At 42.8% G+C, this 24,204-nt stretch carries 20 protein-coding genes; 12 read left to right on the top strand and 8 right to left on the bottom strand.

What is annotated here, in order from left to right; all coding sequences use genetic code 11:
* Positions 1-164 precede the first annotated feature (164 nt).
* Entirely contained in the window at positions 165-1,247 is a 1,083-nt protein-coding gene (gene psbA, locus AACU33_RS26300) for a photosystem II q(b) protein (RefSeq protein ID WP_096592198.1), read from the top strand.
* 69 nt (positions 1,248-1,316) lie between these two features.
* Here the strand turns inward: psbA and AACU33_RS26295 are convergent, their stop codons facing one another.
* The gene (locus AACU33_RS26295; protein ID WP_096592196.1) at positions 1,317-1,679 is read right to left on the bottom strand and encodes an ArsR/SmtB family transcription factor; all 363 of its coding nucleotides are present in this window, start codon (positions 1,677-1,679) and stop codon (positions 1,317-1,319) included.
* Positions 1,680-3,093: 1,414 nt separating this feature from the next.
* Positions 3,094-3,339, bottom strand: a complete 246-nt coding sequence (locus AACU33_RS26290) for a hypothetical protein (protein WP_096592193.1) — start codon at positions 3,337-3,339, stop codon at positions 3,094-3,096.
* A gap of 232 nt (positions 3,340-3,571) precedes the next feature.
* On the opposite strand from AACU33_RS26290, the gene AACU33_RS26285 reads away from it, so the two are divergent.
* Both AACU33_RS26285 and AACU33_RS26280 read left to right on the top strand, forming a co-directional pair.
* Positions 3,572-5,551, top strand: a complete 1,980-nt coding sequence (locus AACU33_RS26285) for an AMP-dependent synthetase/ligase (RefSeq protein ID WP_096592188.1) — start codon at positions 3,572-3,574, stop codon at positions 5,549-5,551.
* Between the two features lie 36 nt (positions 5,552-5,587).
* Positions 5,588-6,046, top strand: a complete 459-nt coding sequence (locus tag AACU33_RS26280) for a YlqD family protein (protein WP_096592186.1) — start codon at positions 5,588-5,590, stop codon at positions 6,044-6,046.
* Positions 6,047-6,088: 42 nt separating this feature from the next.
* On the opposite strand, the gene AACU33_RS26275 is transcribed toward AACU33_RS26280, so the two are convergent.
* A complete protein-coding gene (locus AACU33_RS26275) occupies positions 6,089-6,628 on the bottom strand; it encodes a hypothetical protein (RefSeq protein ID WP_096592183.1) in 540 nt (179 codons plus the stop codon).
* A 492-nt stretch (positions 6,629-7,120) separates the two neighbouring features.
* On the opposite strand from AACU33_RS26275, the gene AACU33_RS26270 reads away from it, so the two are divergent.
* On the top strand, positions 7,121-8,428 hold the full coding sequence (locus AACU33_RS26270) for a dihydrolipoamide acetyltransferase family protein (RefSeq protein WP_096592178.1): 1,308 nt from the start codon (positions 7,121-7,123) through the stop codon (positions 8,426-8,428).
* Positions 8,429-8,625: 197 nt separating this feature from the next.
* Entirely contained in the window at positions 8,626-9,573 is a 948-nt protein-coding gene (glsA, locus tag AACU33_RS26265) for a glutaminase A (protein ID WP_445291766.1), read from the top strand.
* A 12-nt stretch (positions 9,574-9,585) separates the two neighbouring features.
* On the opposite strand, the gene AACU33_RS26260 is transcribed toward glsA, so the two are convergent.
* Positions 9,586-11,265, bottom strand: coding sequence for a hypothetical protein (locus tag AACU33_RS26260; RefSeq protein WP_339376520.1), 1,680 nt, complete (start codon positions 11,263-11,265; stop codon positions 9,586-9,588).
* Positions 11,266-11,773: 508 nt separating this feature from the next.
* Here AACU33_RS26260 and psaA point away from each other — a divergent pair.
* From psaA to AACU33_RS26235, 5 genes are all read left to right on the top strand, one after another.
* Positions 11,774-14,032, top strand: coding sequence for a photosystem I core protein PsaA (gene psaA, locus AACU33_RS26255; RefSeq protein WP_096592175.1), 2,259 nt, complete (start codon positions 11,774-11,776; stop codon positions 14,030-14,032).
* 121 nt (positions 14,033-14,153) lie between these two features.
* The gene (gene psaB, locus AACU33_RS26250; protein ID WP_096592173.1) at positions 14,154-16,379 is read left to right on the top strand and encodes a photosystem I core protein PsaB; all 2,226 of its coding nucleotides are present in this window, start codon (positions 14,154-14,156) and stop codon (positions 16,377-16,379) included.
* 132 nt (positions 16,380-16,511) lie between these two features.
* On the top strand, positions 16,512-16,682 hold the full coding sequence (locus AACU33_RS26245; RefSeq protein ID WP_339376301.1) for a hypothetical protein: 171 nt from the start codon (positions 16,512-16,514) through the stop codon (positions 16,680-16,682).
* A 545-nt stretch (positions 16,683-17,227) separates the two neighbouring features.
* The gene (gene cynS / locus AACU33_RS26240) at positions 17,228-17,668 is read left to right on the top strand and encodes a cyanase (RefSeq protein ID WP_096592167.1); all 441 of its coding nucleotides are present in this window, start codon (positions 17,228-17,230) and stop codon (positions 17,666-17,668) included.
* A 132-nt stretch (positions 17,669-17,800) separates the two neighbouring features.
* The gene (locus AACU33_RS26235; protein ID WP_096592165.1) at positions 17,801-18,706 is read left to right on the top strand and encodes a DNA-methyltransferase; all 906 of its coding nucleotides are present in this window, start codon (positions 17,801-17,803) and stop codon (positions 18,704-18,706) included.
* Positions 18,707-18,879: 173 nt separating this feature from the next.
* On the opposite strand, the gene AACU33_RS26230 is transcribed toward AACU33_RS26235, so the two are convergent.
* On the bottom strand, positions 18,880-19,074 hold the full coding sequence (locus AACU33_RS26230) for a hypothetical protein (RefSeq protein WP_015130880.1): 195 nt from the start codon (positions 19,072-19,074) through the stop codon (positions 18,880-18,882).
* A gap of 200 nt (positions 19,075-19,274) precedes the next feature.
* The gene (locus AACU33_RS26225; protein ID WP_096592163.1) at positions 19,275-19,487 is read right to left on the bottom strand and encodes a helix-turn-helix domain-containing protein; all 213 of its coding nucleotides are present in this window, start codon (positions 19,485-19,487) and stop codon (positions 19,275-19,277) included.
* Between the two features lie 554 nt (positions 19,488-20,041).
* Here AACU33_RS26225 and AACU33_RS26220 point away from each other — a divergent pair.
* Complete coding sequence (locus AACU33_RS26220; RefSeq protein ID WP_096592161.1) at positions 20,042-21,109, top strand: SGNH/GDSL hydrolase family protein; 1,068 nt, start codon at positions 20,042-20,044, stop codon at positions 21,107-21,109.
* A gap of 27 nt (positions 21,110-21,136) precedes the next feature.
* Positions 21,137-21,499, top strand: a complete 363-nt coding sequence (locus AACU33_RS26215; protein WP_096592159.1) for a DUF4864 domain-containing protein — start codon at positions 21,137-21,139, stop codon at positions 21,497-21,499.
* A 268-nt stretch (positions 21,500-21,767) separates the two neighbouring features.
* Here AACU33_RS26215 and larE read toward each other — a convergent pair whose 3' ends face one another.
* Positions 21,768-22,595, bottom strand: a complete 828-nt coding sequence (gene larE, locus AACU33_RS26210) for an ATP-dependent sacrificial sulfur transferase LarE (protein ID WP_096592156.1) — start codon at positions 22,593-22,595, stop codon at positions 21,768-21,770.
* A 219-nt stretch (positions 22,596-22,814) separates the two neighbouring features.
* On the bottom strand, positions 22,815-24,194 hold the full coding sequence (locus AACU33_RS26205; protein ID WP_096592154.1) for a YcjF family protein: 1,380 nt from the start codon (positions 24,192-24,194) through the stop codon (positions 22,815-22,817).
* Positions 24,195-24,204: the final 10 nt, after the last annotated feature.

Genomic DNA, 24,204 nt, shown 5'->3' with positions numbered 1-24,204 from the left:
TAATTTTATCATCTTAGTTGTACTCCTATGTGGGTGAATCTGTATACCTAACAACTACAGAAAATTTTAACTTGACAACTATATAACCAAATAGTTATAAAATGTAAGTGGCAAGTTACTCTTGTCAATCGACATTACATCTATTCATTCGCACTCATTAAACAATGACAACAATTCTAGGAAAGCGCCGAAGCGCTAGTTTATGGGATCGATTCTGTAATTGGGTTACTAGTACGGAAAATCGGCTGTATGTAGGCTGGTTTGGAGTAATTCTCATTCCTACAGCTTTAACTGCGGCAATTGTCTTTGTTTTGGCGTTCGTGGCTGCGCCTCCCGTTGATGTAGACGGAATTCGGGAACCTGTAACTGGTTCGCTGCTTTACGGCAATAACATCATCACTGCGACTGTAGTTCCTACTTCAGCTGCTATTGGATTGCACTTTTACCCTATCTGGGAAGCTGCTTCTTTAGATGAATGGCTTTACAATGGCGGCCCTTACGAAACGATCGTCTTCCACTTTTTAATTGCTGTTTATGCTTACATGGGTCGGCAATGGGAATTATCGTACCGTTTAGGGATGCGTCCCTGGATAGCTGTAGCCTTTTCTGCACCTGCTGCGGCTGCAACTGCTGTGTTATTGATCTATCCCATTGGACAAGGCAGTTTCTCTGATGGAATGATGCTTGGTATCTCTGGAACTTTCAACTTCATGATTGTGTTTTCACCAGAACATAACATTCTGATGCATCCGTTTCATATGTTAGGGGTCGCGGGAGTGTTTGGCGGTGCGCTGTTTTCCGCAATGCACGGTTCTCTGGTGACTTCCACTTTGGTTCGGGAAACGACAGAGTTTGAATCGGCTAATACTGGATATAAGTTCGGTCAAGAAGGTGAAACCTACAACATCGTCGCGGCACACGGTTACTTTGGGCGATTAATTTTTCAATACGCCAGCTTTAATAACTCCCGCGCGTTGCATTTCTTCCTTGCTGCTTGGCCTGTAATCGGCATTTGGTTTGCAGCTTTAGGCGTTAGCACCATGTCGTTTAACTTGAATGGGTTTAATTTCAATAACTCTATTTTGGACAGTGAAGGAAGAACTATTAATACCTGGGCTGACCTGTTAAATAGAGCGAACCTAGGTATTGAGGTCATGCATGAGCGCAATGCTCATAACTTCCCGCTAGATTTAGCCTCTGGGGAAGCCCAACCGATCGCACTAAAAGCTCCAGCTATCGCTGGCTAGCTCCCGATTAACTTTTCCTTAACCCTGCTGTATCAGCACCCTTCCTCTAGGGTGCTTTTCTAATTAGAGTCAAAAAACTCCTGTATTGCTGCGCAGAGCCTTGAGGCTTTCAGCTTGTTGAAAAATGCGATCGCTAATCCGATTGCAAGCTAATTCACAAAGTTCAAAAATCATTGGGTCGGAAATCTCGTAATAGGCACTAGTACCTTTGGGCTGACGAGATAAAACCCCTGCTTGAGTTAATACTTTTAAATGTTTGGATAGATTGGCCTGCCCTAAGCCAGTCGCTTCCGCAATTTCCATCACATTCATCGGGCCTGACTTAAGACAGGTCAAAATCTGTAGTCGGCTAACTTCTGATAACACCTTGAAATACTCAGCAACCGCTGCGATTACTGCTGGTTCAGCCTGAGATGCCTTAATTTTTAGCATAGGTAGATTTATTCGTCAGCACAAAAATAGTTTATTAATTATTAAGTATATTGACATTCTCTCCTTACGCAGCTTCCTTTTGTGTAGAGATTGTCGTTTGGAGTCGGTTACATAGGGAAGTGTTGCCTATTTCAGAGTTTACTGATGCCATTGAGGAGATGACAATTAATGCAAAATATTATGTCATTGCGAGCAAAGCGAAGCAATCGCCTAGGATTGCTTCGCTTCGCTCGCAATAACTAAAGAAAGACGTGACACGAACACAGAAACAGTATGAATCAAAAACACCCAAAGTCAGTCAAAGTCAACAGCCTAGGCAATGCCCTCCACAACCTAGCTACAGTGGGCAATAACATTTGCTCGATATCATCATGCTTTAGGGCACACCACTGTTCTCTAACCATCTGTTGTATTCTTTATTCAAATGGGTATTACCTCTAATAAAGCCTGCCCATCTTTTGTTTTTATTTTATTATTTATCTATCTACTTTTTATGGAAGTAAATTCTTTAGTTAATTCAAGATTGTGCTAAATAAAAGTTTTGAGTTTGCTACAAGGGAGAAAGAATAATTATATGATTGTATTTGTATCCATCCTCCCCCAAAGCAATAGCTTTACCAAAGCTGGCTGGATTTCCATCTCATCAAGAGCATTCTCTAATGTTTAGTGCAGGTTGGTAAGCAGAAATATGCACTTACAAATAAGATTCAAGTTTGCCCTACCATTCGATCGCACTCGCCAGCATTTACCTAGGCATAACCCGTCTAGTGATTAAGAATAACTGGGGATTTCAATTTCTGAACTAGATTCAGCTGCTGTTATAGGGGTTGAGGATGGGATAGTTTTTTTGGTTTTGGGTGTCAAAACCATAGATAGTAATTTGGGGAATGCAAGGCAGGCAACAGTATTGGCGATAGTTAATAGTATACAATCTATGAAAGACATAGATTACCCCCTCCTTAAGCTGACAATTTATGGTTCTATTTCTTATTTTTAATCAAAATCTGTACTTTCAACTACATCCACAATTTTGAATTTCTTGTAGTTGCTATAAGCTAAGTAAATATATTGATTTTACATAGTGCAGCATAGATAAACCTCGTGGGTTAATAAGCCACAAATTTATTACTAATTCAAAATTCACAATCCACCATAATTGAATCTACGGATTTAAACTGTTACTTCAGATATAGGAGTTTCCCATAAAAAACTCAGCCTCTAAAGGGATGCTGTTGACTGCGAAATTCCGATATGACAAATTAGATAATTCGCGAATTATTGTGGATTAATTTTGATTGTTTAGTGTGAATAATAAATTCATGTTTTAAACGGTATAAATACAAGACTTATTATTTTCACAATCTAAAACCCCCCTTGAGAATCTCAACTCAACCCTGCTACTCTCAGGTAATTGTTAATTTGGAGTACAGCGATCGCAGAAATGAGGACGGAATCTACAGAAGGGGCTGCCCGTAATTGGGTGAGCAGTACAATAAGGAAAGGTAGTAATTGGGATTATACTTTTTTGCGAACTCGCACCTTTGGGCGATGATTCAGTAGGTTTGGCTTTAGGTGAGAGAATTATCGATAAAAGCTTGGGGAATGCTAGACAAGCAACAGTGTTGATGAGTGTCAGCAATGCAGCATCCTTTAAAACCATAGGTAATCACCCCCTTTTCTAAATAGGTGGTCGCTAGTGTTAGTTTTCAGCAAAGTCTGTGCAATTGCATTGATTGCCAGCACATCCATTGCTTTTAAACTATATAAATTAAGATTATCATAAATTTTTGTAAATGGAAGCGTGGGTTTTCCGAAAATGCTATACCAGAAGGCATTGTGTATATTGAAGTCATTTATCAAAAAGTAGCCATTTACTATTTAGGTCATGTGTTATGTCAACAACCAAACCTGCATCTATTTATTTATCTAATATCAGCGAACAAGAACGTTTAGCATTAAAACGTTTGGCAGATTATACACATGTGAATTCGTTGCCAGAGATTTGGCCGTTAGCAGCAAAGTTATTTAAGACTACCGTTGCTCTACACAATCCTCATGCTCAACCAGAGGTAGTAATTAATTACGCTCAGTTAGCAGAGCAAATTCAAAAATTTGCGGCTGGGTTACAAGCTTTAGGGGTAAAAGTAGGCGATCGCATTTCTCTAATTGCCGATAATAGTCCCAGGTGGTTCATTGCCGACCAAGGTATTATGACGGCTGGGGGTGTTGATGCGGTGCGTAGCTCCCAAGCCGAAAAGGAAGAATTGCTGTTTATTGTGGCGAATAGCGGTAGCACGGCGTTAGTAGTTGAAGATCTAAAGACGCTGAAGAAACTGCAAGATCGGCTCAACGACTTACCAATTCATCTGGTAATCTTGCTTTCAGACGAAACGCCACCTACAGAGGAAACTCTCAAAGTACTAAGTTTTTCACAGGTAATAGAAATTGGCTCTAACCATACTCTAGAACCAGTACAGCAAAGCTACGATACCCTGGCAACGCTGATTTATACTTCGGGTACTACAGGTAAGCCCAAGGGTGTGATGCTCACTCATGGAAATTTATTGCACCAGGTGACTACATTCGGGACTGTGGTGCAACCCAACGTAGGCGACATTGCTTTGAGTATCCTACCTACGTGGCACAGCTATGAAAGAACAGTGGAGTATTACTTACTCTCTCAAGGTTGCGCACAGGTTTATACTAATTTGCGTTCTGTGAAAAAAGATTTGAAAGAATTTAAGCCCCATTACATGGTGGCTGTACCCCGTTTATGGGAATCAATTTATGAAGGAGCGCAAAAGCAGTTTCGCGAACAACCAGCTAATAAGCAACGCTTAGTTAACTTTTTACTAGACAATAGCAATAAATACCTTCAAGCCAAACGAATTGCTGAGGGACTGAGTTTAGAGCATCTTGAATCTTCTGCAATGGAAAGATTTTCGGCAAGGATACAAGCTGCTGCTTTGTCGCCTCTCCACGCCCTAGGAGAAAAACTGGTGTATGCTAAAGTCCGAGAAGCAACAGGAGGACGAATCAAGCATGTAATTAGCGGTGGTGGCGCACTTCCCAAGCACATCGATAACTTTTTTGAAATTATTGGTGTAGAAATTTTGCAAGGCTATGGCTTAACCGAAACATCTCCTGTGACTAATGTTCGTCGTCCTTGGCATAATGTACGCGGCTCATCTGGCCCCACACTTCCCGCTACAGAAACTAAAATTGTAGATCCAGAGACTCGCAAACCTCTCCCAGTTGGCGAGCGAGGCTTGGTGTTGCTGAGGGGGCCGCAAATTATGCAAGGCTATTACCAAAATCCAGAAGCGACAGCAAAAGCTATCGATCCTGAAGGTTGGTTTGATAGCGGCGATTTGGGTTGGGTGACGCCTCAAAATGACTTGGTGCTAACTGGCAGAGCTAAGGATACGATTGTCTTAACTAACGGCGAAAATATCGAACCACAGCCGATAGAAGATGCCTGTTTGCGATCGCCCTACATCGATCAAATTATGCTTGTTGGTCAAGATCGGCGTAGCCTTGGTGCTTTGATTGTCCCCAATATCGAAGCCTTAGAAAAATGGGCAGAAACTCAAAACCTGACCTCAAGTACGCAAAATGAGAATATTACCGCCTCACCCAGTCAAAAAATTGACCTGGAGAGTAAAATAATCCAGGAATTATTTAGGAAGGAATTGAATCGGGAAGTGCAAAATCGTCCAGGCTATCGAATCGATGACCGTATTGGCCCGTTCAAACTCATTCCTGAGCCTTTTTCTATTGAAAATGGCTTGATGACACAAACACTAAAAATCAGGCGTCATGTTGTCGCAGATCGCTATCGCGATATCATTAACGCCATGTTTGCCTCATAATTCCACGTACAAAATATAGAGTGAACGTGAAACTGTATGGATGTCTCCAAATCTCAATCTCAACAATTGCTTCTGAAGCGTATCGTTAATGTCAAAGTCATTGTTACTCCTCTGTGGAAAGAGGAAATACAACAGCAATTGCAAGCTCAAATCAATCAAACCGATCAGCAATTGCAACAACTCGACATTGAAGGACAAAGAGCAATTACTGCAATTCAAAAACAGAGTTTGCAACCACCAGGGCCTCAAACCCTTCAACAAATTGATAATATTCAACTCCAAGTCAATCAAAAGAAAAGCGAACTGCTAGAGCAAAAAAATCAATTTCTGCAAAATCTCCAGCAAGTACAATTTCTTGAGTTAGATCAGGAAGTTAACCAATTTCAAATGGAAGGTTTTTTCCGCATAGAACCAGGTGATAATTTAATTAGCAAAACCCAGGTTGAAATTGTTTTACGTGACGGTATTGTAGAAGAAATTCGTGGCGATATCTAATCAAAGTTAAATTTTCAAGGATGAAGGTTTAAATTTCCTACTCTATACTTCATCCTTTTGTTGACAGCTGAGGTTTAAATTATTTTTTAGGCGGTTCCTAGTTCCACAATGCACCTGGGAACCAGCCCAGACAATTTGCCATACAGGTGGTGAGCTAACTAATAGCGATCGCCCAAATGTAGTCATCTCGACTCGATATTTAACTGCACTACCTAAATTATCGCTATGTTGTAGCTGCGTAATCGTCACTAAAGCCTGATTTCGTTGCGGATAAACTACCTCTACTTTACGCGTTCCTACCTCGGAAGCTGTATCATCAAAAGCGCTCAAAGCAAGAGTAGCAGGGTCGCTACCTTGGAGGTTAGAGTTAATGCTTTCCAGCGGTATAGTTTTATAGTGACTACGCTCTGGATAGGTTTCAATATTTTGAGATATTTGAGTTACAGCTACCTCCTGTGCTTGTCCATTTCCTGTCTCAAGACTTTGTGCCGATGGTGGGTGTTGAGAGAGATAAACTCCCGTACCAGCAGTGGCAAACAAACCTATTATCACAATCAAGAACAATTTCCACTTTACTGTCATAAAATTAAACAAAAATTTCAAACAAGTAAATTATCAATTTTGAATTTTAAATTGAAGCTTAACCGCCGATCCTCTACCTTCTGGTTGCCAGCAGCCTTTGTTTTCTGGTGAGTGATTATACGGAAAATCAAGATAGATAACAAACTCATTTGATTGATAAACAACTCGCTGTGGCAGTTGACTGTTACTCATACTCAGCGATCGCAATTGCATCGTTATTATCTAGACCTTGATTTTGCCTTTAAGTTCCTGGTGCCATTGGTCAAGAGTCTAAAGTCCAGAGTCAACAGTGAATCAATTATTTCTCCCCACCCTCCCCACACTCCCTTTTCCCCCTTTTCCCCCTTTTCCCCCTGTTCCCTGCCCCCTTACCTCTTATCCTCTGCCTTTCTTGGTGAAAAATCTCCAACCTAAAATTCTCGTGCCAAGATACAATTCGATCTGGTAAAAGCTGTTAAAGTCCATAAATTCATTGATTCACCAAACCACCCTATGAGCATTTACGAAGTATTTATGCCGGCGCTGAGTTCCACCATGACCGAAGGCAAGATTGTCTCTTGGGTGAAGTCGCCAGGCGATAAAGTGGAAAAAGGCGAAACAGTGGTGGTTGTCGAGTCAGATAAGGCAGATATGGATGTGGAATCCTTTTATGAAGGATATCTGGCTCACATTTTAGTACCAGCTGGTGAATCTGCGCCTGTGGGAGATGCGATCGCTTTCATCGCTGAAACAGAAGCTGAAATCGAAACTGCTAAGTCTGCTGCTAATTCTGGTAGCGCTGCTGCGCCTGCTAGTGCTGCTCCCGAACCAGTTGCCGCAACTGTGTCAGATCCTACACCAGCTTTGGCGTCTCAAAATGGCTCAAATCACCGAGAAGGAAGACTTGTGGTTTCACCCCGCGCCCGCAAGTTGGCAAAAGAGCTAAAAGTTGATTTAAAGACGCTTCAAGGTAGCGGCCCCTACGGTCGCATTGTTGCTGAAGATGTGGAAGCAGCTGCAAAGCAGGGTAAGCCAGCCGCTACCGCACCAGTTGCACCGCCACCATCTGTACCAACAACCACACCAGTTACACCGCCATCGCGCCCAGCAGCACCCGCACCCGTTCCCACCGCAGCGAGCGCTGTTCCCGGTCAGATAGCACCTTTGACTACCTTCCAAAGTGCAGTAGTACGGAATATGGTAGCTACCCTATCTGTACCTGTTTTCCGCGTAGGCTACACAATTACCACTGATGGACTAGACAAGCTTTATAAGCAGATTAAATCCAAGGGCGTGACAATGACAGTGCTACTAGCAAAAGCTGTAGCAGTAACGCTGCAAAAACACCCATTACTCAATGCTAGCTACTCAGATCAAGGAATTGTTTATCATTCTGATATCAACATTTCCGTAGCTGTAGCAATGGATGATGGTGGATTAATTACACCTGTGTTGAAGAATGCAGACATAGTAGATATTTATTCCCTATCGCGCACTTGGAAGTCTTTGGTAGATCGTGCTAGGACAAAACAACTACAGCCAGACGAATACAATAGCGGCACCTTTACCGTGTCAAACTTGGGGATGTTTGGCGTGGACAAATTTGACGCTATTTTACCTCCGGGACAAGGTGCAATTTTAGCGATCGGTGCAGCTCGTCCGCAAGTTGTAGCCACGCCTGATGGTTTGTTTGCTGTACGGCAACAAATGCAGGTAAATATTACCGCCGATCATCGCATTATTTACGGTGCCCATGCCGCTGCATTCTTACAAGATTTAGCTAAGTTAATTGAGACCGATGCTCAATCTTTGACACTGTAACAAAGATTATTAAAAAAACAAACTTACATTTAAGACTTGGAGCCAGATCTACTCCAAGTCTTTCTATTTAGCTAGGCAAATATTAATAGCGCTCAATACAAATTAAATGCGACTTTTAAGTAGACTTTAGTATCTTAATCTATCGAGAAATCTTGTATTTTTCTTTGCGTTTTTGCGCTTGGCGTGAGATAAAAAAGATGTGGTTTATTTACCTGAAAATACCTGTAATTTTGAAAGGACTTGCAGCAATCACTGCTACAGATTTATCAGCTTGGGTACAACAAGCCAAACCCCATGCTGGACGCGGAAAAGTTGCCGATCGCACTTCCAGATTAAATATAGCTAATCCTGATTGGTTTGCAGTTCACATCTGTTGTGCAACTGGACAAACTTACAGTGCAGGCGATACAGGTTGTGTATTCCCACTCATGAGTGTCATTAAGGCATTTTCACTACTCTATCTTTTAGAAAATTTTGGGGTAGAGAGGGTTTTGCAGTGGGTAGGGGTAGAACCATCAGCAGCAGCATTTAATTCCCTAGATCAATTAATTGCCGATCGCGGACGTCCCCGCAATCCGATGATTAATAGTGGAGCCATTACTTTAGCTGATAAATTACCCGGAGAAAATGCTAGCGATCGCACTCAGCAGTTTTGTCAATGGCTGAACCAATTAGCAGGTTCAAAGCTCAAGTTGGATGAATTAATGCTCGCTTCAGTACGTTTAACACGTTCGCCAGCTAATAAAGCGATCGCTAATTATCTGGCTCAAACTGGATATGTAGAAAATTTTGCTATAGCTCTTGACAGTTACGAACAAATATGCTGTCTATCGGGTAATGTCGAAGATTTAGCGCTGATCGGCAAACTTTTAGCTTATGAAAATGGCTTAGTATCAGCAAAACACCGCCGCATAGTAAATGCCGTAATGTTAACCTGTGGATTGTATGAGGCGTCTGCCGAGTTTGCCGTGAGGATTGGTCTACCAATGAAATCGGGCATTGGTGGTGGACTATTAGCAACAATACCAGGTGAAGGAGCGATCGCTTGTTACAGCCCCGCTTTGGATACGGTGGGAAACCCAGTAGCGGGGCTGGCTTTTGTGGAAACTTTAGCACAAGAGCTAGATTTAAGTATTTTTGGATAATTGGCGTAGTTTTTATTGCGGTGCTACTGGTGTAGGTAACAAATTTGGCGATCCTGTCTCTGAAGACTTTGGTTGTTCTTCAGTATTTTTCGCCGATGGTTGAGGTATTTCAGTTGCAGGAAGTGTTGGTATAGCCTCTGGTGATGGTGCAGTGGGTAGGGGTGCTGGGGAGCCAATAACTTCTGGCAGCGTGGGCGGTAAGCTGGGCGATAGTTGGGGTGTAGGACGTGGACGCCGCTGGAAATATCTGCTAAATCCGGTTTTTTCTGGCTGTTTGCTCTGTGGCTGAGGTGATGCAATGGGAGAAGGTACTGGCGTTACCTCTGGCTGTGATTGAGGTAATACAGTAGCTTCAGGTGTTGGCGTTATCTCTGGCTGCGGCTTTGAGATCTTCTCTGGAGGCGCAGTAGATTCTGGTTGCGGAGATTCAATAATCTCTGGTAGCGTTGGTGACACGCTAGGAGATGGTGTGACAGATGGACGAGGACGACGCTGGAAATATCCGCCAGACTTGGGTTTTTCTGGGGACTCAGTAGTTGCTGGTGTTGGTGTTACTTCTGGCTGTGGTTCTGGTGATGGTACAGGCTTTGGTTTTGATAATTTTGGTTCATCGGGCTGCTTTAACTCAGCTGGTGGTGTTACAGGAACTTTGGGAATTTCAATTTCTGGTGTTGGCTGTGTTTCAGGTGTGGCTGTAGGGGTAGGTGTAGGAGTTGGTTCAGCAGGTGGTATCTTGGCGGTATAATTTGGGTCTACAATGCCACGTACCTCATCTGCTGTCAGTTCTCCTCTGACAATTCTCGAAAGCGTATCTTTACCATTCGGCTGGTAGTTAATCAGTCCAACTGTAGTGTTAAAAACATTTTTTACAGGATTACCCTGGTTATCAAGAAATTCCAATTTCACCCAATTTTTACCAGGTTTGAAGCCTTTGAGGTAAATTGCTTGCCAGCGATCGAGAACAAAGCTTTCACCATTAATTGTGCAACGAATCCGCCAATCACTGAGATTGTCGTTTGGGTTGTCTTGAGCAACCAAGTGGAGAGGCGCATTTGTTAAGTAAAAGTCTAGTAGGATTGGTTCAGATCCGTAGTCACCCTTAGGACGGCTGTAAGTTAGTAGAGGTAGCGATGGATCGGGATTGTTATCTTCGGTTTTGGTGACAATGTGAAACTTTGTCTGGGCGTAAGCACCTTCATTTTTGAAGCTTTCATGCCAAGGGCGGGAAGCAAAGACGCGTAAAGTATGAGTACCTGGGGATAGATCTGAGAAAACCAAGGGCTGATTTAAATCGTAAACAGCTACATATGGTTGGTTGTCGAGAATTACGTGGAGATGGGGGCCTAATTCTAATTGCGAGTTCTTAAATATTGGTAAATCCTTCACCTGAAAGCGGACTGTAACTTTATTTTCTTGGAGGACTTCATCAGGTTGAGGTGTAACTATTGCTACTTGCGGCTGATAAACTTCCAAAGCTGGGCGCAATTCTTGGATTGTCCCTGGTGGGGAAACTTCGGAAAATTCTTTGGATATCTGTTGTGGTTTCGCTCCATAACTAACAGATATATCTTGGCTGGCAGCTTTCTCACCGCAGCTTACCAAACTCAAGACTATTAACAATGTCATCAGCCACCTTAAACCAGCGAACCTCCAAGGAAGGAGATTCCCTATCGTCTTTTGCCAAGAGTTCATGCCTTCCACCCAGCGATCGCCTTTAACAACTGCCAAATTATTTTGGCTCAAACTGTCCATAGCGCACTATAGCTCAAAAGATGAAATTTGCTTCACTCCATAGGTTTTTACTTTGTCTTTTTGGAGACATAGCAGAATATGTCGTTTTTTTGACAGTTTTTTGCTAACTGTAATTTAAACCAGGAAGCAACAAATACAACAGCCGAAACGCCCACGGCACAAGCACAAACTATAAGTTTTACGAATTGTGTGCCTTTGTAAATAAAATGAATAAACTATTGACTTTTTGCCCATTAGTTTGAAGTTAAAAGGCAGATTGGACAATTATTCCAGTGATTTTGAATTATTGTTAAATTATCGCCAACAATGTACAAGTTAAGACTTTATAATTCAACAGAAACAAACTTCCACATCGGGTCTGAATCGCCCCCAGAAAAATCTGGAGATGCGAGAATAGTTAACTTTGTGGTTTCCTGATTCCTCATTCCTTATCTAGAGAGGAGGTCGAATGACGATTAGTCCTCCGGAGCGAGAGGAAAAAAAGGCAAGAGTAATAGTCGATAACGATCCTGTACCTACCTCTTTTGAGAGATGGGCAACCCCAGGGCACTTCGACAGAACTTTAGCCAGAGGTCCCAAAACCACCACATGGATTTGGAACCTACATGCCCTCGCCCACGATTTTGATACACATACCAGCGATCTAGAAGACATATCCCGCAAGATATTCGCAGCACACTTCGGCCACTTAGCTGTAGTGACGATTTGGCTGAGCGGGATGATATTCCACGGCGCTAAGTTTTCCAATTACGAAGCTTGGTTGAGCGACCCTTTAAACGTTAGACCTAGTGCTCAAGTCGTTTGGCCCATAGTCGGGCAAGACATCTTAAACGGTGATGTTGGCGGTGGCTTCCACGGTATTCAAATCACCTCTGGCTTGTTCCAAGTATGGCGTGGCTGGGGTATTACAAACTCATTCCAGCTCTACGTAACAGCCATTGGCGGCTTGGTATTAGCAGGCTTGTTCCTGTTTGCTGGTTGGTTCCATTACCACAAGCGTGCTCCCAAACTGGAATGGTTCCAGAATGTGGAATCCATGCTGAATCACCACCTGCAAGTATTGCTAGGTTGTGGTTCTTTGGGATGGGCTGGACACTTAATTCACGTGTCCGCACCGACTAACAAGCTGTTGGATGCAGGGGTAGCTGTCAAAGATATTCCCTTGCCCCACGAGTTCATCCTGAACAAAGACTTGTTGACCGAGCTTTATCCCAGCTTTGCTAATGGTTTAGCACCTTTCTTCACCTTGAACTGGGGTCAGTACGCTGACTTCCTCACCTTCAAAGGCGGTCTAAACCCAGTAACAGGCGGCTTGTGGCTGACAGATATTTCTCATCACCACTTGGCGATCGCTGTACTGTTTATCATTGCAGGACACCAATACCGCACTAACTGGGGTATCGGTCACAGCATTAAAGAGATCCTCGAAAACCATAAAGGCCCCTTCACTGGTGAAGGTCACAAAGGTCTTTATGAAAACCTGACTACATCTTGGCACGCTCAGTTAGGCACCAACCTAGCCTTCTTGGGTTCCTTGACCATCATCATCGCGCACCACATGTACGCGATGCCCCCCTATCCATATTTGGCAACTGACTACGCTACGCAGTTGTGTATCTTTACACACCATATTTGGATTGGTGGTTTCCTAATCGTTGGGGGTGCTGCTCACGCAGCTATCTTCATGGTTCGGGATTACGATCCAGTTGTGAACCAAAACAACGTACTGGATCGGGTGATTCGTCACCGGGATGCGATTATCTCTCACTTAAACTGGGTTTGTATTTTCCTCGGCTTCCATAGCTTTGGACTTTACATCCACAACGACACAATGCGTGCATTGGGTCGTCCCCAAGATATGTTCTCCGATACAGCAATTCAGTTGCAGCCAGTGTTTGCCCAGTGGGTACAAAATATCCACGCTTTAGCTCCTGGTACAACTGCACCGAATGCCTTAGAACCGGTGAGCTATGTCTTCGGCGGTGGTATTTTGGCTGTAGGCGGTAAAGTAGCAGCTGCACCTATTGCTTTGGGTACAGCCGACTTCTTAATTCACCACATTCATGCCTTTACCATTCACGTAACCGTCCTCATCCTCCTGAAGGGTGTACTGTTTGCTCGTAGTTCTCGTCTGATTCCAGACAAAGCAAACTTGGGCTTCCGCTTCCCTTGCGACGGCCCAGGCCGTGGCGGTACTTGCCAAGTATCCGGTTGGGATCATGTATTCCTCGGACTATTCTGGATGTACAACTCTCTGTCAATTGTAATTTTCCACTTCAGCTGGAAGATGCAATCTGATGTTTGGGGAACTGTAGACGCAGCAGGTAATGTGACTCACATTACTGGTGGTAACTTTGCCCAAAGTGCCATCACAATCAACGGTTGGTTGCGTGACTTCTTGTGGGCACAAGCTTCACAAGTAATCAACTCCTACGGAAGTGCGCTGTCTGCTTACGGACTCATGTTCTTGGGCGCTCACTTTGTATGGGCATTCAGCTTAATGTTCCTGTTCAGCGGTCGTGGCTACTGGCAAGAACTAATTGAGTCCATCGTTTGGGCGCATAATAAACTGAAGGTAGCACCATCAATTCAGCCTCGCGCTTTGAGCATTACTCAAGGTCGGGCAGTAGGTGTAGCTCACTACCTCTTAGGAGGAATTGCTACCACCTGGGCATTCTTCCACGCACACATTCTTTCAGTAGGGTAGCAATCAGCTATATAGAGTACTGGGTGCTGGGTACTGAGTGCCTAGTTAAAACTCAGAACTCAGGACTCAGGACTCTCAAAGCTGAAACTGATGGCTAAAGGTCAGAGGAATTATCAAACCTATGGCAACAAAATTTCCAAAATTTAGCCAGGATCTCGCACAGGACCCGACTACTCGTCGGATTTGGTATGCGATCGCTACAGGCAACGACTTTGAAAGCCATGATGGCATGACGGAAGAGAATCTTTACCAAAAGATTTTCGCCACTCACTTCGGTCACTTGGCAATCATCTTCCTGTGGACTTCCAGCCTCCTGTTCCACGTAGCCTGGCAAGGTAACTTTGAACAGTGGATCAAAGATCCCCTTCACATCCGTCCCATTGCTCACGCAATTTGGGACCCCCACTTTGGTAAACCAGCGATCGAAGCTTTCACTCAAGCTGGCGCTAGCAATCCGGTAAACATTACATACTCCGGTATTTACCACTGGTGGTACACCATCGGTATGCGGACAAACAGCGAACTGTACACTGGTTCAGTTTTCCTCTTACTGTTGGCAGCATTGTTCCTGTTTGCTGGTTGGTTGCACTTGCAACCCAAGTACCGTCCTAGCCTGGCTTGGTTCAAGAATGCTGAATCTCGCCTTAACCACCACTTAGCTGGTTTGTTTGGTGTTAGCTCTTTGGCATGGGCAGGTCACTTGATTCACGTTGCTATCCCCGAAGCTCGCGGACAGCACGTAGGTTGGGACAACTTCCTCAGCACTCCTCCCCACCCAGCAGGGTTACAACCCTTCTTCACTGGTAACTGGGGTGTTTACGCCCAGAACCCTGACACAGCAGGTCATGTGTTCGGTACATCCCAAGGGGCAGGGACTGCAATTCTAACTTTCTTAGGTGGTTTCCATCCGCAAACAGAAGCCCTGTGGTTGACTGACATCGCTCACCACCACTTGGCGATCGCTGTACTCTTCATTGTTGCTGGTCACATGTACCGTACCAACTTTGGTATTGGTCACAGCATCAAAGAAATGATGAATGCCAAAACTTTCTTTGGCAAACCAGTTGAAGGTCCGTTCAACCTACCTCACCAAGGTATATACGACACCTACAACAACTCTCTCCACTTCCAATTGGGTTGGCACCTAGCTTGTTTGGGTGTTCTCACCTCTTGGGTAGCGCAGCACATGTACTCGATGCCCTCCTATGCGTTTATCGCTAAGGACTACACAACACAGGCAGCGTTGTACACCCACCACCAATACATCGCTATCTTCTTGATGGTTGGTGCCTTTGCTCACGGCGCAATCTTCTGGGTTCGTGACTACGACCCCGAACAAAACAAAGGGAACGTCCTAGAACGTGTTCTCAAGCACAAAGAAGCGATCATTTCCCACCTTAGCTGGGTATCTCTCTTCTTAGGCTTCCACACCCTAGGTTTGTACGTTCACAACGACGTAGTAGTTGCTTTTGGTACACCTGAAAAGCAAATCCTGATTGAGCCAGTATTTGCGCAGTTCGTCCAAGCTGCTAATGGTAAGGTACTGTACGGATTGGATGTTCTGTTGTCCAACCCCGATAGTATTGCTTACACAGCTTATCCTAACTACGCTAACGTCTGGTTACCTGGTTGGTTAGATGCCATCAATGCTGGTACTAACTCCCTGTTCTTAACAATTGGCCCTGGCGACTTCTTGGTACACCATGCGATCGCCTTAGGTCTGCACACCACCACCTTGATTCTCGTTAAGGGTGCTTTGGATGCTCGTGGTTCCAAGCTGATGCCCGATAAAAAGGACTTCGGTTATGCATTCCCTTGCGACGGCCCTGGTCGTGGCGGTACTTGCGACATCTCCGCTTGGGACGCTTTCTATCTAGCTCTGTTCTGGGCATTGAATACAGTAGGTTGGTTAACCTTCTACTGGCACTGGAAGCACCTCGGTATTTGGCAAGGTAACGTTGCTCAGTTCAACGAAAACTCCACATACTTAATGGGCTGGTTCCGTGATTACCTCTGGGCTAACTCTGCTCAGTTGATTAACGGATACAACCCCTACGGCGTGAATAACTTGTCTGTTTGGGCTTGGATGTTCCTATTCGGACACCTAGTTTGGGCAACAGGCTTCATGTTCCTCATCTCCTGGAGAGGTTACTGGCAAGAGTTGATTGAAACCCTTGTCTGGGCGCACGAGCGTACTCCTCTAGCTAACTTGGTTCGCTGGAAAGATAAGCCCGTTGCTCTCTCCATCGTTCAAGCTCGTTTGGTTGGTCTAACTCACTTCGCTGTGGGCTATGTTCTAACCTACGCAGCATTCCTAATTGCCTCCACCGCTGGTAAGTTCGGTTGATCCTAGCTAATAGTGTTTTAGGTAATTAAGCAAAATCCCCTGCCGTAAGGTGGGGGATTTTTACTTGTGGTTAATTTTTCTATTTTTATGGGAACTCTAGAGTAAATACTTTATGCAGAGGATATCAATAAGATGACATTACAAGCACAAGTAAAACAAAATTCAAATTGTGCAATTTTTTCTCGAAATTATTCTGAGCATCTTGATGAAGCAGTTGAAATTAGTAGCCAGAAATTAGTAGCCATAATCCCAGACAGCCAATCACTTTCCGCTCATCTGTCGTTTGGTCATCAGCTAAATTAGCAATAGAAACTCACGGTCAACGTAAAATCTACTTTGCTCCTGTAGGAGATTCTAACTTAGTAAGATATGAAGGAAATTTAGAAAAAATTGAATTGTATCCAGAATTTAATCTTCAAACAGCACAAGATTTACTACAGTACTGCACACAGTCAACTAGAGGAGAAGGTTTATGGGAAAAAGCTGAAAAAGTAGGTGTGAAAACACTATATGTAATTTCTAACTGTCAAAAACTCAGGTCGCCTTTTCTTTTTACTGGTTTAAGAAAATTAATAGATGCCTCTCCAATTGATGCTAATTTTAGCCGTAGTTATGCTCTAGTCTACGAAATATAAATATATATATTAATAACGAACATCAAGTTTGTATAATTTTCAAAGCAAATTATACGGATATGTAAATTAGGAGCTAGTCAAATTCAGCCGCTGAATTTACTTCTACTTTAAGGTTTTTGATTGACATAATAGCAACCAAAAAGCGATCGCCTATTTCAGATAATCATGATAAAATTTCTTCTTACACAATAAACCCTATAAAAAATTAGTAAGATGTCTATTCCTGAAATTACGCAAACGCTGTTAAAAGCCAAACAAGACAAAGGCCTGAGCTTTGCTGATTTAGAAAAAATTCTTGGACGCGATGAAGTTTGGATTGCTGCTGTATTCTATCGTCAAGCTAGTGCATCTGAGGAAGAGGCTAAGTTGCTGGTGGAAGCTTTGGATTTAGGCCCTATCTATATTAAAGAGTTAACTGAATACCCGGTAAAAGGATTAGGCCCAGTGGTACCAACAGACCCGCTGATTTATCGTTTCTACGAGATTATGCAGGTATACGGCTTCCCCATTAAAGATGTGATTCAGGAAAAATTTGGCGACGGGATTATGAGCGCAATTGATTTTACCTTGGATATTGAAAAAGAAGCAGATCCTAAAGGCGATCGCGTGAAAATTATTATGTCTGGGAAATTTCTTCCCTACAAAAAATGGTAGGTTTTTAGTAGTGGATAGGATATGCGCATTCCTATCCTGATGCCAGCAATTATTTTTTTAACTCAATACTTCTTCTAAGTTGAAAATAGTTATAAATATAAAAACGCGATAATTTTACAATATTAATTACTCTTGACAGCAGAACCTAAAAAAACGCAGAAAACTAATAACTTTAATCCTTATTATACCCAAAATAATGGAGCAATATATTTAGGTGACAGTCTAGAACTAATAAAATTCCTTGATGACAATACTATTAATTTAATTCTCACTTCACCTCCATTTGCGCTTACACGCAAAAAAGAATACGGTAATGAAAGCGCAGAAAAATATATAGAATGGTTTCTACCTTTCGCATACGAATTTAAACGAGTACTGGCTGATAACGGCTCATTGATTTTAGATTTGGGTGGTGCTTATCTGTCTGGTAACCCTGTGCGGAGTATCTACCAATACGAACTTTTAGTGAGATTGTGTAAAGAAGTTGGCTTTTTTCTCGCGCAAGAATTCTATCACTATAATCCAGCTAGATTACCTACCCCTGCGGAGTGGGTGACAATTAGGCGAATTCGTGTCAAAGATTCAGTAAATGTAGTTTGGTGGTTATCAAAAACACCCAATCCTAAAGCCGATAATAGAAAAATTCTCAAGCCATATAGCCAGAGTATGAAACAATTACTCAAGAATGGCTATCAAGCCAAAATACGTCCTAGCGGACATGATATTTCTGATAAATTCCAAAAGGATAACCAAGGTGCAATTCCGCCAAACTTACTAGAAATTGCTAATACTGAATCTAATAGTGCTTATTTACGTCGCTGTAAAGCAGTAGGAATTAAACCTCATCCAGCACGTTTTCCTCAAGCTTTCGCGGAGTTCTTTATTAAATTTTTGACTGATGCAGGTGATGTAGTATTAGATCCATTTGCAGGATCTAACACAACTGGGTTTGTTGCTGAGACTTTGCAACGCCGATGGCTTGCTTTTGAAATCAATGAGGATTATGTTATGGGAAGCCGTTACCGTTTTAGCCAATAATCAGCAAACTGTAATCAGTTTTATATCTGAACTCAGAGTTTATTGCCTCAAAAAATTATACTCAGTCTGAGGTATGAATTTCTAATTCAAACTTTGATAATTGGCTACTGATAACTTTTTGAATAGTTAAAATGTTCGCTTTGAACTTTTAATTCGCGAACCCAAAAGCAGATTTAGATTTCACCATTCACCTGCATTTTATGGACTTCATCTGCTAGCTCTTGACGACTTTGATCGTCGAGTTTGTCAATTGCTAACATCCCCATAAGTATCACCTCTTTCAGAGTCAAACGTGTCGAATGTGCCTGTTTTTGCACAATCTCCTTAATAATGGGACTGACACCGATCGCAGTACTAGCTCTTGCCACGAAATAACAGTAAATATTAATGACTTCGCCTAAATCTTAGCATTTATAATCGGCTTATTCTATATAACTATAGTAATCAATTTAAATTGCTTAAATGCAGATTTTACATATAAGCATTAATAGCAATATTGACCAAATGCTAATACCAGAAACAAAACTAAATTTCCTATCTCTTTGGTTATAATCTTCTAAAAATGTAGCTATTCCTCTATAATTTCCACTAATTCTTCAATCATCACATCAAATGTCCGAGCCAATTTGTGGATAGCCGTAAAATCCACTGTTGTCATCCCAGAACGGCGAGCATAGCTTCTCACTGTACTGTAAATCACGCCAGAGCGATCGGAAACCTCTTTGAGAGTCCATCCTTTCTCTTGTGCTAGTTCTCGAATCTTTAACCTGATTAATCCCATATTTGACATATGATGCCTTAGCATCACTTAATTTTATATGAGAAAATTAAAATCGATAGCCTCTTCTCTAGCAAAATCAAGGCAATCAGTAAAATTCCCTAAATTAGGGAGCTTAAAGTTAATTCCATATCTACCATGCTAACAACATTCAAGCTAGCAGCCATCTTGATGAGAAAATCAAAAAACATTTACGAATTACTAACAGTGTAATCACAGAGAACATTAGTGTAATAAAAGACTAATATAGCGATCGCTTTTGACATTTTTATAGAGCTAAGGGAGCAGTAAAGCACCTAAATTTCAGAAACAATAGTGTTAGGGTCAGTAGAATCTATGTTTGTATTCAAAGTATTCTTACAGATAGAATTGCCTGAATATCCGTAAAAATTCGGTTTAAAGAGATTGTGAATTATCAAATTGAACCCCGTAAACCTGCTTTACAGACATAGACCGAGTAAATCAAAATAAGAACTTACACCGAAGTAAAATTTTCCTGAATTTAACCAGTCACTACTGTCATAAGAGAAAGCAATGAGTATAGGAGAGAGAAAACGATGAGGGACCCTTATCTGTTGGCAGCAAGCTTGTTAACAGTATTGGCAATACCAGCATCGGCTCTTCCACAGATGTCGATTATTCTGCCAGAACATTCTAAATTTCATTGGGATTTAAGACAGGGTTCACAGCCAACAATAAGTAACAAAGCAATCCCTACTGTTGATGTCTCCTTACCAGAATTTACTAGTCAGGCTTTACAAACTTTAGATAGTTCGCCACCGATAGTAGGTGAAAAATTTATTCCCAACTTTGGGCCGGCTTTACCAGAATTTACCAATCAGGATTTAGCAGCGCCAGTAGAGTCATCAGTTAACTCTACTACCCTAGGAGCTAACCGTATACTAGCTTCAAATAGTCAACTTTACTACCAAAGATTAGCGGCTTTGAAAACAGGTCAAATTAATAAAGGCCTAGATGAAGATAGTTTGGAGTCATTGTCAGAGTCAGCTAAGAAACGCCAACTAACTTATGAAGATTGGAAACGTTTACTAGCTTTGGAAGCTAAAGCGATCGCTCAAGGTAAAGGCACAAATCGGTTAAGCATTTTGGTAGGTGATTCTTTAAGCATGTGGTTTCCTAAAGAAAAACTGCCTGCTGGCAAATTGTGGTTAAATCAGGGAATATCTGGAGATACCTCTACTGGTGTCTTAAGAAGATTGTCAGCATTTTCCGAGACGCGACCAGATGCGATTTACGTCATGGCTGGGATTAACGACATCCGCAAGAATACTAGTGATGAAGTAATTTTACGCAATCATCGCCGGATTATGCGTAGCTTACGGCAGGCGCACCCCAAGTCTCAGATAATTATCCAATCAATATTACCTGCTCGTCTACCGAGCATTTCTAACCAGCGCATTCGTTATCTCAATACACAACTCGAACTGATAGCTAAACAAGAAAAAGTTACTTATATCAATATTTATAGATGGTTTACAGACTTTGAAGGCAATTTGCGCCCAGAATTAACCACAGATGGGTTACATCTATCGCCCGATGGTTATGAGGTTTGGCGGTCAGCACTAGAGCAGATAGAATTAAAGCTGACTCAGCGCAATAATTGAGCGATCGCTTCGCACAATTTTAGATTTATGAAAATTACTGATAGCGATGTCATCGCCATCCGCCATGTCATCGAACGTCAATTAGAAGCCTTTCAAAAGGATGATACCGCAGCAGCTTTTGCTCTAGCTAGCCCAGAAATTCAACTGCAATTCCGCAACCCAGACAACTTTATGCAAATGGTGCAACTGGGTTATCCCGCAGTATATCGTCCTCGTTCCGTCTTCTTTGAGAAAATCACAACCATCCACGGAAAGATAACTCAACTAGTACTGCTGCTTGGCCCTGATGGAGTTCCTGTAAGGGCATTGTATTTAATGGAAAAGCAGCCTGATACGACTTGGAAAATTAACGGGTGCGTTCTCATTCCTGTGGAGGCTGAAATTAATTAAAAGAAAGGGGGCAGAAGGTGAAGCAGTCGCAGTCTTGGACGCCACTTGCTTTAAGCCGGGGAACCCGTCCAACGCAGTGGCTTCGCTTTGCGTCGATTGCGTTAGCGTTAGCGTAGCGGTAGCGAGTCTTCGAGGTCAGCGGTAGCGACGCAGGAGCGTCACTGCTGAACCCGAAGGGCAGAAGGGAGTAAAGTAGACTTTATTATCCTCTTAACTAGATATTTGTTCCCCATTTACTGTACTAATTGATGAATTTGCCAACAAAATCTTACGCTTTCACGCTTAAGGTTTGTGGCAACACCTGATTCAACTTACCACTACGATAACCTTCCAAATCTAGTGTGACGTAAATAAATCCAAACTCTTGAAAAGCAGACACTACTTGCTGTAAATCCGTCGTCAATACAAACTCTTTGATTTGTTCTGGCGGTAATTCAATGCGTGCTGTATCTCCTTCCGAACGCACGCGTAAATTCTTTAAACCCAGCTTGCGCAGGTAAATTTCTGCCCTACCTACTCGTTGTAACTTAGCAACAGTAATCTCTTCACCGTAGGGAAAACGGGAACTAAGACAAGGTTGAGCAGGTTTGTCCCACCAAGGTAAACTCAGTTGTTGTGAAAGTTGGCGAACTTCCATTTTTGTAACGCCAACTTCTGCTAAAGGCGATCGCGCACCTCTTTCTTTAGCGGCTTGAATTCCTGGGCGATAATCGTGTAGATCGTCAGCGTTGACTCCATCCACCACATAGGGATAACCGAATTCTCTAGCTAAAGGCTTGAGAGTGTCGTGCAATTCACTTTTGCAGAAATAGCAGCGGTTAACAGGATTGGAAGTGTAATTGGGATTGTCCATTTCGTTTGTTTGGACAATTTGATGGGGAATCCCAATAGTTGCCGCTTGAATTTTGGCATCTTCTAATTCTTCCGGCAATAGTGACGGTGAAACAGCAGTCACAGCCAAAGCGCGATCGCCCAACACATCATAAGCAATCTTGGCAACCAAAGTACTATCAACACCTCCAGAGTAAGCGATCAGCGCCTGCTCCATTTCTGCGAATATAGCTTTTAGTTGCTCCAGTTTTTCTGTCAGTATCATTTTTCCAGTCCTGTGGAAATCCCATAGCACCCAACAAATTCTATTCTAGATTCTGACAATCGAGGGGTGAAGAGTGGCAGGATTTTGTCAGTTATCTGAGTAGCGATCGCCCTTTTCATAATCAGGAGCAATGGTGCGTATTCGTCATGTCGACAGCGTAATTTGGTAGATTTACTCAGAAATTTCCTCCGGAGTTCAGCTTTTTGAAAACCACAATGACTATACTTTAGGCTTAATACCCTTAAATCTTTCTTGCGCTGCTTTGAAAGCCTCTTGCATCACAGATTGAATCTTTTTCGGATCGGGTTTTTTGCCACCCATCAAATCACCAAAGTATACACAAGCTGTTTCACCAAGCGACCAAGTGTAAGCAGCTGCCCAAGATGCAGCTATTACGCTGCCGAAACCTGGGACGAATTTGATTAACTCCCGTGCGATCGCTTGAGCCAAAAAACCACCTGCGATCGCACTCACAACTCCACCAGCTTGGGATGGTGTCAAAGTCTGCCCGTATAAGTTACCCAATGCCGTTACCATAGATACTTGCAAAGCCGTCAGCACTGGCATTGTTGCAAAAGGCAATGGTACAGCGGCAACTGTTGCTGCCATAATTGCAAAGGGCAAAATATAACGCCGTCCCGTATCTCTGTAGAGGTTGCCAAGTTGCTTACCAGTCTCCTCGCGATCCAATAACTGATAAATTGCCTTAGCTTCGGCTTCTGGCAGTAGTTCTGCTAAGTTATCTCGGAATGCTTCTAAGCCGTAAAATACAGGGGTATAGCCATCCTCTTCTAAAGTAAAGTCGATGAGAACAGAGCGAATCTCCTTCGGAGAGGCTTCGCCAACGCATACTTTAGCAAAATCTTCCTCAATTGCTTCAAAGGCTCGATTTACTTCCTCATAATCTGGCGGGTAAGCTGGATGATCTACCGTACCTGGAGGATAAACCTCATGCAAACAAGTAACCGCTAGCAAGCAGGGAATGTCTGGATATTGCTGACGCAAATCCCGTGCAATTTGACGCAATGTGTCAGTAGCAAAATCGTTAATTTTCACTGTCAGAATCAAAACTCTGGCGCTGCGAGTTGATTGTTCTAGATCGCCAACCAATTCCTTAATAATTGCCTGAGTCTCTTGCTTGACATCGCCCAAACCCACCGTATCCGTAAAAATCAGTAAAGGTAGGTCATCAGAAGGATAGGCGTAACGTTCGGTATGTTGGGTGTGAGGGCGAAATCCTTGACCAACAATCTCAGCAGAAACTCCTGTCAACCCCCTGACAATAGAACTTTTACCGGCTTGGGGTTTCCCAATCAACAGGGCTTCCGTGGTTGGCAATTCGGCTCTAACTGTTTCTAAAATCTCCGCAATCTGAGTTTCGCTGACACTAAACCATTTAACAACTGTTTGTGCTAATTGGTCTACGGGTAGTAATTGCACTAGGCGCGGTGTTGCCTTGTGCCAAACATTGGCAATCCGGTTTCTCCAATCATCAGCAGACATTGCTGTCAGTGGTTCCGACTCCAGGCGATCGCCACCAGATTCATTTAACTGCTGAGAATTCGCTGACAATGAATCAGCATCGCGTTGCTCAGTCATTGGTATCAAA

The organism is Calothrix sp. NIES-2098 (assembly GCF_963875125.1).
Lineage (GTDB): Bacteria > Cyanobacteriota > Cyanobacteriia > Cyanobacteriales > Nostocaceae > Aulosira.
Note: the sequence above shows the minus strand (reverse complement) of the source record. Positions and strands in the feature narration are given on the sequence as shown.

Bases quoted from the DNA above. Each gene is read 5' to 3' on its own strand.
- psbA (WP_096592198.1), top strand. From the start codon at position 165: ATGACAACAATTCTAGGAAAGCGCCGAAGCGCTAGTTTATGGGATCGA.
- AACU33_RS26295 (WP_096592196.1), bottom strand. From the start codon at position 1,679: ATGCTAAAAATTAAGGCATCTCAGGCTGAACCAGCAGTAATCGCAGCG.
- AACU33_RS26290 (WP_096592193.1), bottom strand. From the start codon at position 3,339: ATGGTTTTAAAGGATGCTGCATTGCTGACACTCATCAACACTGTTGCT.
- AACU33_RS26285 (WP_096592188.1), top strand. From the start codon at position 3,572: ATGTCAACAACCAAACCTGCATCTATTTATTTATCTAATATCAGCGAA.
- AACU33_RS26280 (WP_096592186.1), top strand. From the start codon at position 5,588: ATGGATGTCTCCAAATCTCAATCTCAACAATTGCTTCTGAAGCGTATC.
- AACU33_RS26275 (WP_096592183.1), bottom strand. From the start codon at position 6,628: ATGACAGTAAAGTGGAAATTGTTCTTGATTGTGATAATAGGTTTGTTT.
- AACU33_RS26270 (WP_096592178.1), top strand. From the start codon at position 7,121: ATGAGCATTTACGAAGTATTTATGCCGGCGCTGAGTTCCACCATGACC.
- glsA (WP_445291766.1), top strand. From the start codon at position 8,626: ATGTGGTTTATTTACCTGAAAATACCTGTAATTTTGAAAGGACTTGCA.
- AACU33_RS26260 (WP_339376520.1), bottom strand. From the start codon at position 11,265: ATGAACTCTTGGCAAAAGACGATAGGGAATCTCCTTCCTTGGAGGTTC.
- psaA (WP_096592175.1), top strand. From the start codon at position 11,774: ATGACGATTAGTCCTCCGGAGCGAGAGGAAAAAAAGGCAAGAGTAATA.
- psaB (WP_096592173.1), top strand. From the start codon at position 14,154: ATGGCAACAAAATTTCCAAAATTTAGCCAGGATCTCGCACAGGACCCG.
- AACU33_RS26245 (WP_339376301.1), top strand. From the start codon at position 16,512: ATGACATTACAAGCACAAGTAAAACAAAATTCAAATTGTGCAATTTTT.
- cynS (WP_096592167.1), top strand. From the start codon at position 17,228: ATGTCTATTCCTGAAATTACGCAAACGCTGTTAAAAGCCAAACAAGAC.
- AACU33_RS26225 (WP_096592163.1), bottom strand. From the start codon at position 19,487: ATGGGATTAATCAGGTTAAAGATTCGAGAACTAGCACAAGAGAAAGGA.
- AACU33_RS26220 (WP_096592161.1), top strand. From the start codon at position 20,042: ATGAGGGACCCTTATCTGTTGGCAGCAAGCTTGTTAACAGTATTGGCA.
- AACU33_RS26215 (WP_096592159.1), top strand. From the start codon at position 21,137: ATGAAAATTACTGATAGCGATGTCATCGCCATCCGCCATGTCATCGAA.
- larE (WP_096592156.1), bottom strand. From the start codon at position 22,595: ATGATACTGACAGAAAAACTGGAGCAACTAAAAGCTATATTCGCAGAA.
- AACU33_RS26205 (WP_096592154.1), bottom strand. From the start codon at position 24,194: ATGACTGAGCAACGCGATGCTGATTCATTGTCAGCGAATTCTCAGCAG.